Origin of the sequence: Martelella sp. UBA3392 (assembly GCF_002358775.1) — a bacterium.
Taxonomy (GTDB): Bacteria; Pseudomonadota; Alphaproteobacteria; order Rhizobiales; family Rhizobiaceae; genus Martelella; species Martelella mediterranea.
In genome coordinates this window covers 1-8881 of record NZ_DEPM01000228.1, presented here as the reverse complement: position 1 = coordinate 8881, position 8881 = coordinate 1, and the positions used below count along the sequence as shown (strand labels likewise).

Here is an 8881-nt window from a genome sequence, read left to right as displayed (position 1 = left end):
GGTCGCGGGTTCGAGCCCCGTCACTCGCGCCATTCTTCTTCTCCTAGGATGGTCCGAAATCTGCGTTTGAAGCGCGGCTTGTTCTGATAGCCTTGCTATCGCGCGATTCTTCCTTTCGGACCTCGTTGCGCGTTTCGCGCTTCTTTCCATAATAGATGACAACCGCAACAATTTGCCGCAGCCTTTGCCTGCCGGGCCCGCCGCTTATCATGGCGGGCGGTTGAAACTTTGTTGCAGCGCGACGAAAAGGGTTTGAATGTCTTGCGCGAGCGCGCCGGCTGCGCTAGTCACGACCCCGACATCTATCAATTTTCGGTCTCGCGGTTTATCCTGCGGGTGCGCTGACCCGGGCGCCTCAAAACGGCAAGGGTGTTTTATATGGCTGAAGTCCTCAGTTCCTATATTCCGATCGTCATCTTTATCGCTATCTGTCTCATCATCGGGCTGGCCCTGATGGTCGCGCCCTTCGCGCTGGCCTTCAAGGCGCCCGATGCGGAAAAGCTGTCCGCCTACGAGTGCGGCTTCAATGCTTTCGACGATGCGCGCATGAAGTTCGACATCCGCTTCTATCTCGTGGCAATCCTGTTCATCATCTTCGATCTCGAGGTCGCTTTCCTGTTTCCCTGGGCGGCATCCTTCGGCGATATCGGCTGGTTCGGTTTCTGGTCGATGATGGTGTTCCTGGCCGTGCTGACCATCGGCTTCGTCTATGAATGGAAGAAAGGAGCGCTCGAATGGGAGTGAGCCAAAACGAGACGCTCGTCGCGCCCGTGCCGCGGGGCGTCGTCGATCCGATGACCAACAAGCCGGTCGGCGCGGATGACCGATTCTTCGGCGAGATCAACAACGAGCTCGCCGACAAGGGCTTTCTGGTCACCTCCTCGGCGCAGCTCATCACCTGGGCGCGCACCGGTTCGCTGATGTGGATGCAGTTCGGCCTCGCCTGCTGCGCCGTCGAGATGATGCAGATGTCGATGCCGCGCTATGACTGCGAGCGCTTCGGCTTCGCCCCGCGCGCCTCGCCGCGCCAGTCCGACGTGATGATCGTCGCCGGCACGCTGACCAACAAGATGGCGCCCGCGCTGCGCAAGGTCTACGACCAGATGCCCGAGCCGCGCTACGTCATCTCCATGGGCTCCTGCGCCAATGGCGGCGGCTATTATCATTATTCCTATTCCGTCGTGCGCGGCTGCGACCGTGTCGTCCCGGTCGATATCTACGTGCCGGGCTGTCCGCCCACCGCCGAGGCGCTGCTCTACGGCGTGCTTCTTCTGCAGAAGAAGATCCGGCGCACCGGAACGATCGAGCGATAGGGGCCGAGATGAGCGAAGTCTTGAACGAACTGGGCGCCCATATCCGCGAAGCAAGCGAGGGCATTGTCGATATCGTGATTGCGCATGAAGAGCTCACCGTGATCACCACGCCGGAGGCGATCGTCGATGTCGCCAAGTTCCTGCGCGATGACGGTCAGTGCGCCTTTGTCTGCATCATCGATGTCTGCGGCGTCGACTGGCCGACGCGCGAAAAGCGTTTCGACGTGGTCTATCACCTGCTGTCGCCGACTCAGAACGTGCGCGTGCGCATCAAGCTCGAAGTCGGCGAGGATGAGGTCGTGCCTTCGATCACGCCGATCTTCCCCGGCGCCGACTGGTTCGAGCGCGAGACCTGGGACATGTACGGCATTCCCTTCAGCGGCCATCCGGACCTGCGCCGGATCCTCACCGATTACGGTTTCGAGGGCCATCCGCTGCGCAAGGATTTCCCGACCACCGGTTTCGTCGAGCTTCGCTATGACGAGGAAGCCAAGCGCGTGATCTACGAACCCGTCGAACTCCGCCAGGAATTCCGCAGCTTCGATTTCCTGTCGCCCTGGGAAGGGCCGGAATATGTGCTGCCCGGCGATGAAAAGGCAAACGGCTGAGCCGAAACCCAATTCCATGAGCGCGGAGCGCCTTGACCATGACTGAACATAATGTCCGCAACTTCACGATCAACTTCGGGCCGGAACACCCTTCCGCCCATGGTGTGTTGCGACTGGTGCTGGAGCTTGACGGCGAGATTGTCGAGCGCGTCGACCCGCATATCGGCCTGCTTCACCGCGGAACCGAAAAGCTGATCGAGACCAAGACCTATCTTCAGGCCGTGCCCTATTTCGACCGGCTCGACTATGTCGCGCCGATGAACCAGGAGCATGCCTTCGCGCTCGCCGTGGAAAAGCTGCTGGAGGTCGAGATCCCGATTCGCGGCCAGCTTATTCGCGTGCTGTTTTCGGAAATCGGACGCGTTCTGAACCATCTCCTCAACTGCACCACCGCCGCCATGGACGTCGGCGCGCTGACCCCGCCGCTCTGGGGCTTCGAGGAGCGCGAAAAGTTGATGGTCTTTTATGAGCGGGCCTGCGGCGCGCGCATGCATGCGGCCTATTTCCGGCCCGGCGGCGTACATCAGGATCTGCCGCCCGAACTGGTCGAGGATATCGGCAAGTGGTGCGAGCAGTTCCCGGCACGGCTCAACGATATCGAGGCGCTTTTGGCGGGCAACCGCATTTTCAAGCAGCGCAATGTCGATATCGGCAATGTCACGCTGGAAGACGCGTTCGCATGGGGCTTTTCCGGCCCGATGGTGCGCGGCTCGGGCGCGGCCTGGGATTTGCGGCGCGCGCAGCCCTATGAATGCTACAGCGACATGGATTTCGATGTCGTCATCGGCAAGAACGGCGATTGCTACGACCGCTGGGTGGTCCGCATCAACGAGATGCGCGAATCGGTCAAGATCATGAAGCAGTGCGTCGAGCGGTTGCTCGGCGATGCCAAGACCGGTCCGTTCAACTCGATGGACGGCAAGGTCGTGCCGCCGAAGCGCGCGCAGATGAAGCGCTCGATGGAAGCGCTGATCCACCACTTCAAGCTTTATACCGAGGGCTATCACGTGCCCGAGGGCGAGGTTTACGCGGCGGTTGAAGCGCCCAAGGGCGAATTCGGCGTTTATCTCGTCTCCGACGGCACCAACAAGCCTTATCGCTGCAAGATCCGCGCGCCGGGCTTTGCCCATCTTTCGGCCATGGACTTCATGTCCAAGGGCCACCAGCTTGCGGACGTCACCGCCATTATCGGTACGCTCGATATCGTGTTCGGCGAGGTGGACCGGTGACACTTGCGGGCGTAAAGAGTGCAGAATTCGTTTCCGACTGTCCCGCGCCGGTTGAAGGCCGGCGGCATGGCATGGGATATGCGGAAGCCGTGATGACAACCTCCGAAGAGGTGTAAGAAAGCATGTCCGTTCGTCGATTAGCCGATGAGAATGTCCAGCCCGCAGCCTTTGCGTTTTCAGACGAGAACGCGGCCTGGGCCGAAGCCACGATCCGGAAATATCCGGAAGGCCGCCAGCAGTCCGCCGTGATCCCGCTTCTGATGCGGGCGCAGGACCAGGAGGGCTGGGTCACCCGCGCCGCGATCGAAAAGGTCGCCGACATGCTGGCCATGCCGCTGATCCGTGTTCTGGAAGTGGCGACGTTCTACACCCAGTTCCAGTTGAAGCCGGTCGGCACCAATGCGCATATCCAGGTCTGCGGCACCACGCCTTGCATGCTGCGCGGCGCTGGCGATCTGATCAATGTCTGCAAGAAGAAGATCAATGCCGCTCCGTTCGAGACCAATGCGGATGGCACGATGTCGTGGGAAGAGGTGGAATGCCTCGGTGCCTGCGCCAACGCGCCGATGGTGATGATCTTCAAGGACGTCTATGAAGACCTGACGCCCGAGCGGATGGAAGAGATCATCGATGCCTTCGAGGCCGGTCGCGGTTCCGAGATCAAGCCGGGCCCGCAGATCGACCGCTGGCTTTCGGCGCCGGAAGGCGGCTTCACCTCGCTGACCGAGGAAGGCGAGGGCGCGCTCGAATCCGACGATACCGACGCCACCGACGAGGGCGCGGGTTCCAGGGAAGCGATCGACGGCGCCAAGGGCGATCGCCCGCCGGCCGTCGACCAGAAGCCTGAAGACGCAGACGATCTGACGCTGATGTCCGGCGTCGGTCCGAAGATTGCCGGTCTGCTGCATGATATCGGCATCTACAAATTCGATCAGATTGCCGCCTGGACGCCAGGCCAGTGCGCCTGGGTGAATGATTCGCTGAAGCTCGGCGGTCGCATCGAGCGCGACGAATGGGTGCGCCAGGCCGGCGTTCTGGCCAAGGGCGGCATCGAGGAATACGAAAAAGTATTCGGCAGAACAGCGCGGTAGGAGTGAAGCATGTTAAAGGATAAAGATCGCATCTTCACCAATCTTTACGGCCATCGGGACAAGTCCCTGAAGGGCGCGATGTCGCGCGGGCTGTGGGATAATACCAGGGGCATCATCGACAAGGGCCGCGACTGGATCATTCAGGAAATGAAGGATTCGGGACTGCGCGGCCGCGGCGGCGCGGGCTTCCCGACCGGTCTCAAATGGTCGTTCATGCCCAAGGATGACCGTCCGCATTATCTCGTTGTGAATGCCGACGAATCCGAGCCCGGCACCTGCAAGGACCGCGAAATCCTGCGCAACGACCCGCATCACCTGGTCGAGGGTTGCCTGATCGCCGGCTGCGCCATGGGCGCGCATACCGCCTATATCTATGTACGCGGCGAGTTCATCCGCGAGCGCGAGGCGCTGCAGGCGGCGATCGACGAGTGCTATGACGCCGGGCTTCTCGGCAAGGGCAACAAGTGCGGCTGGGACATGGACATCATCGTCCACCACGGCGCCGGCGCTTACATCTGCGGCGAGGAAACGGCGCTTCTGGAAAGCCTGGAAGGCAAGAAGGGCCAGCCGCGCCTGAAGCCGCCATTCCCGGCAAACATGGGTCTCTATGGCCTGCCGACGACGGTCAACAACGTCGAATCGATCGCCGTTGCGCCGACCATTCTGCGCCGTGGCGCGAGCTGGTTCTCCTCCTTTGGTCGCCCGAACAATGTCGGCACCAAGCTGTTCATGGTTTCCGGCCATGTGGAGCGGCCCTGCGTGGTCGAGGAATCTATGGGCATTACTTTCCGCGAGCTGATTGAAAAGCATTGCGGCGGCATTCGCGGCGGCTGGGACAATCTGCTGGCGGTCATCCCCGGCGGCGCGTCCTGCCCGGTGGTCAAGGCCGAGGACATGATTGACGTCCAGCTCGACTTTGACGGTCTGCGCGAGGTCAAGTCCTCCTTCGGGACCGGCGGCGCGATCGTGATGGACAAGTCGACCGATATCATCAAGGCGATCGCGCGTCTCTCGGCCTTCTTCAAGCATGAAAGCTGCGGCCAGTGCACGCCGTGCCGCGAGGGCACCGGCTGGATGTGGCGGGTGATGGAGCGCATGGTGACCGGCAACGCGCAGAAGCGCGAGATCGACATGCTGTTCGAGGTCACCAAGCAGGTGGAAGGCCACACGATCTGCGCGCTTGGCGATGCGGCGGCGTGGCCGATCCAGGGCCTGATCCGCAATTTCCGTCCGGAAATCGAAAAGCGGATCGACCAGTACACGGCCAACGCCACCTCGCATGGCGCGGTGATGGAAGCGGCGGAGTAGACCGATGAAATTTCACGACCAGGTCGACCAGATCGATGCCACCAAGAGCTGCCTGGCGGGCTCGGTCTTTGATGACGTCGATCTGTCCGGTTCGAAGTTTCACAACGTGAACATGTCGGGCTGGAAGGTGAGCAACGCCAATTTTTCCGGCATGGTGGTCACGGACGCAAACCTCTCCGGCATGACGGTGACGGATGCCAATCTCTCGGGTGTCTCGATCAGCGAATGCCGGTTGCACGGCATGACGATCGACGGCATCGATGTCGGCGCAATGCTCGCGCTGTGGAAAGAACACAAGGCTTGAGGCAGAGCCCCCAGCGGGCGGACGCAATCGAGAATGGAATGCCGGCGGTCTCTTTCTGACCATCGGCGAAGCGGGAAAAACGGATATGGTAAATCTGATTGTAGACGGCAAGGAAATCGAGGTTCCCGACCATTACACGCTGCTGCAGGCGGCGGAGGCGGCGGGCGCTGAAATCCCGCGCTTCTGCTTTCACGAGCGGCTGTCGATTGCCGGCAACTGCCGCATGTGCCTCATTCAGGTAAAGGGTGGACCGCCGAAGCCGGCCGCTTCCTGCGCCATGGGCGTCAAGGACGTGCGCGGCGGACCGGACGGCTCGCTGCCCGAAATCTATACCAAGACGCCGATGGTCAAGAAGGCGCGCGAAGGGGTGATGGAGTTCCTGCTCATCAACCATCCGCTCGATTGCCCGATCTGCGACCAGGGCGGCGAATGCGACCTGCAGGACCAGGCGATGGCCTTCGGCATCGACAGTTCGCGCTACCGCGAGGACAAACGCGCCGTCGAGGACAAATATATCGGCCCGCTGGTGAAGACCGTGATGAACCGCTGCATCCACTGCACGCGCTGCGTCCGCTTCACCACGGAAGTCGCCGGCATTTCCGAACTCGGCCTGATCGGCCGCGGCGAGGATGCCGAGATCACCACCTATCTTGAGCGTGCGATGACCTCGGAGCTTCAGGGCAATGTGGTCGACCTCTGCCCGGTCGGCGCGCTGACCTCCAAACCCTTCGCCTTCACCGCGCGTCCGTGGGAGCTGAACAAGACCGAATCGATCGACGTGATGGATGCCGTCGGTTCGGCGATCCGCGTCGATACCCGTGGCCGCGAAGTGATGCGCATCTTGCCGCGCGTCAACGAGCAGGTGAACGAGGAGTGGATCTCCGACAAGACCCGGTTCATCTGGGACGGTCTGCGCACCCAGCGCATCGACAAGCCCTATATCCGCCAGGGCGGCCGGCTTCAGCCCGCAAGCTGGGCCGATGCCTTCGCCGCGATCAAGGCCAAGGTCGATGGCGTCAAGGGCGAGAAGATCGGCGCGATTGCCGGCGATCTGGCCACCGTTGAGGAAATGTATGCGCTGAAGGGCCTGATGGCCTCGCTCGGCTCGGCCAATATCGATTGTCGCCAGGATGGCGCGGCGCTGGATGCTTCCGCCGGTCGTGCGGGCTATGTCTTCAACCCGACCATCGAGGGCATCGAGAACGCCGATGCGCTGCTGATCATCGGCTCCAATCCGCGCTTCGAGGCCTCGGTGCTGAACGCCCGCATCCGCAAGCGTTCGCGAAAGGGCAATTTCCCGATCGGCGTGATCGGCGAGAACGCCGATCTGCGTTATCCCGTGAGCTATCTCGGCGCGGGCCCGTCATCGCTTGGCGAACTCGCTTCCAGTGATTTCATGGACGTGCTGAAGAAGGCCGAGCGTCCGATCGTGCTCGTCGGCCCCGGCGCGCTGGCGCGTGAAGACGGCGCGGCGGTTCTCTCCAGGGCGGCGGCGATCGCAAAGGAAATCGGCGCGGTCACGGCCGAGTGGAACGGCTTTGCGGTGCTGCACACGGCGGCCTCGCGCGTCGGCGGTCTCGATATCGGCTTCGTGCCGGGCGAGGGCGCTGCCAATACCGCTTCGATGCTTTCCGACATGGATGTCCTGTTCCTGCTCGGCGCCGATGAACTGGATTTCTCGGCCAAGAAGGCCGGTTTCACCGTCTATATCGGCAGCCATGGCGATGCCGGCGCGATGAACGCGGATGTCGTTCTGCCGGCTGCGACCTACACCGAGAAGTCCGGCACCTACGTCAATCTCGAGGGCCGGGTGCAGATGACCAACCGCGCAGGCTTCGCGCCTGGCGACGCCCGCGAGGACTGGGCGATCATCCGCGCGCTGTCAGGCGTTTTCGGCAAGGCGCTGCCCTACGACTCACTTGGCGCGCTGCGCGCAGCCCTTTATGGCGAATTTCCGCACCTCGCCGCGCTTGACGAGATCGCTGACGCTGATATCAACGCCATCGAAACGCTGGCCGGCAGAGGTGGGGACCTTGGTGATTCCGGTTTCGTATCGCCGGTCACCGATTTCTACCTGACCAACCCGATTGCCCGGGCGTCTGCCGTCATGGCCGAATGCTCGGCGCTGGCGCGTAATAATTTCCAGGCGGCGGCGGAGTAAGGACGGAGCAATGGATTCTTTTTTCTCGACGTATCTCTGGCCCGCGCTGATCATGATCGGCCAGTCGCTGCTGCTCCTGGTTCTGCTGCTCGTCGGCATCGCCTTCATCCTGCTTGCCGACCGCAAGATCTGGGCGGCGGTGCAGATGCGCCGCGGCCCGAACGTCGTCGGTCCCTTCGGCCTGATGCAGTCCTTCGCCGACCTTCTGAAATTCGTGTTCAAGGAACCGGTCATCCCGGCAAGCTCGGACAAGGTCGTGTTCCTGCTGGCGCCGCTGATCTCGGTGACGCTGGCGCTCGCGACCTGGGCGGTAATGCCGGTCGCGGATGGCTGGGTGATCGCCAATATCAATATCGGCATCCTCTATATCTTCGCCATTTCCTCGCTTGAGGTTTACGGCGTGATCATGGGCGGCTGGGCCTCGAACTCGAAATACGCCTTCCTCGGCTCGCTGCGCTCCGCGGCGCAGATGGTGTCCTACGAAGTCTCGATCGGCCTCGTGATCGTCACTGTGCTGCTGACGGTCGGCTCGCTGAACCTTTCCGATATCGTGTTTGCCCAACAGACCGGCCTTGGCACCATGATCGGGCTGCCGCCGTCATTCCTCGACTGGAACTGGCTGGCGCTGTTCCCGATGTTCATCGTGTTCTTCATTTCGGCGCTGGCCGAGACCAACCGTCCGCCTTTCGACCTTCCGGAAGCGGAGTCGGAACTGGTCGCCGGCTTCATGGTGGAATATGGCTCGACCCCGTACATGATGTTCATGCTCGGCGAATATGCCGCGATCGTGCTGATGTGCGCGCTGACGACCACGCTGTTCCTCGGCGGCTGGCTGCCGATCCTGGATGTCGCGGTTCTGAACTGGAT

General features: G+C 61.9%; 9 protein-coding genes. All 9 read left to right on the top strand.

Going from position 1 to position 8881, the window contains the following annotated elements; all coding sequences use genetic code 11:
• Positions 1-378: 378 nt before the first annotated feature.
• Positions 379-744 (top strand): NADH-quinone oxidoreductase subunit A, encoded by a 366-nt coding sequence (locus tag B4E36_RS18370; RefSeq protein ID WP_018064321.1) that lies wholly within the window; start codon positions 379-381, stop codon positions 742-744.
• On the top strand, positions 735-1313 hold the full coding sequence (locus tag B4E36_RS18365) for a NuoB/complex I 20 kDa subunit family protein (protein ID WP_018064320.1): 579 nt from the start codon (positions 735-737) through the stop codon (positions 1311-1313). Before B4E36_RS18370 ends, B4E36_RS18365 begins: the two co-directional genes overlap by 10 nt.
• An 8-nt stretch (positions 1314-1321) precedes the next feature.
• Positions 1322-1921, top strand: coding sequence for an NADH-quinone oxidoreductase subunit C (locus B4E36_RS18360; protein WP_292052778.1), 600 nt, complete (start codon positions 1322-1324; stop codon positions 1919-1921).
• A 38-nt stretch (positions 1922-1959) separates the two neighbouring features.
• Complete coding sequence (locus B4E36_RS18355) at positions 1960-3150, top strand: NADH-quinone oxidoreductase subunit D (RefSeq protein WP_345900655.1); 1191 nt, start codon at positions 1960-1962, stop codon at positions 3148-3150.
• Positions 3151-3272: 122 nt separating this feature from the next.
• Positions 3273-4241 carry an NADH-quinone oxidoreductase subunit NuoE gene (gene nuoE, locus B4E36_RS18350; RefSeq protein ID WP_018064317.1) on the top strand — a complete coding sequence of 323 codons (969 nt, stop codon included), beginning with the start codon at positions 3273-3275 and terminating at the stop codon, positions 4239-4241.
• Positions 4242-4250: 9 nt separating this feature from the next.
• The gene (nuoF, locus tag B4E36_RS18345; RefSeq protein WP_292052773.1) at positions 4251-5549 is read left to right on the top strand and encodes an NADH-quinone oxidoreductase subunit NuoF; all 1299 of its coding nucleotides are present in this window, start codon (positions 4251-4253) and stop codon (positions 5547-5549) included.
• A 4-nt stretch (positions 5550-5553) separates the two neighbouring features.
• Positions 5554-5853, top strand: a complete 300-nt coding sequence (locus B4E36_RS18340; protein ID WP_230720596.1) for a pentapeptide repeat-containing protein — start codon at positions 5554-5556, stop codon at positions 5851-5853.
• 85 nt (positions 5854-5938) lie between these two features.
• The gene (nuoG, locus tag B4E36_RS18335) at positions 5939-8014 is read left to right on the top strand and encodes an NADH-quinone oxidoreductase subunit NuoG (RefSeq protein WP_292052769.1); all 2076 of its coding nucleotides are present in this window, start codon (positions 5939-5941) and stop codon (positions 8012-8014) included.
• Positions 8015-8024: 10 nt separating this feature from the next.
• Positions 8025-8881: NADH-quinone oxidoreductase subunit NuoH (nuoH, locus tag B4E36_RS18330; protein WP_345900654.1), on the top strand; the 857-nt coding region annotated here is incomplete at its 3' end.

What these genes read in the sequence shown, in the direction of transcription:
- nuoE (WP_018064317.1), top strand. Translation starts at nt 3,273, where the DNA reads ATGTCCGTTCGTCGATTAGCCGATGAGAATGTCCAGCCCGCAGCCTTT.
- B4E36_RS18365 (WP_018064320.1), top strand. Translation starts at nt 735, where the DNA reads ATGGGAGTGAGCCAAAACGAGACGCTCGTCGCGCCCGTGCCGCGGGGC.
- B4E36_RS18340 (WP_230720596.1), top strand. Translation starts at nt 5,554, where the DNA reads ATGAAATTTCACGACCAGGTCGACCAGATCGATGCCACCAAGAGCTGC.
- nuoG (WP_292052769.1), top strand. Translation starts at nt 5,939, where the DNA reads ATGGTAAATCTGATTGTAGACGGCAAGGAAATCGAGGTTCCCGACCAT.
- B4E36_RS18355 (WP_345900655.1), top strand. Translation starts at nt 1,960, where the DNA reads ATGACTGAACATAATGTCCGCAACTTCACGATCAACTTCGGGCCGGAA.
- nuoF (WP_292052773.1), top strand. Translation starts at nt 4,251, where the DNA reads ATGTTAAAGGATAAAGATCGCATCTTCACCAATCTTTACGGCCATCGG.
- B4E36_RS18370 (WP_018064321.1), top strand. Translation starts at nt 379, where the DNA reads ATGGCTGAAGTCCTCAGTTCCTATATTCCGATCGTCATCTTTATCGCT.
- B4E36_RS18360 (WP_292052778.1), top strand. Translation starts at nt 1,322, where the DNA reads ATGAGCGAAGTCTTGAACGAACTGGGCGCCCATATCCGCGAAGCAAGC.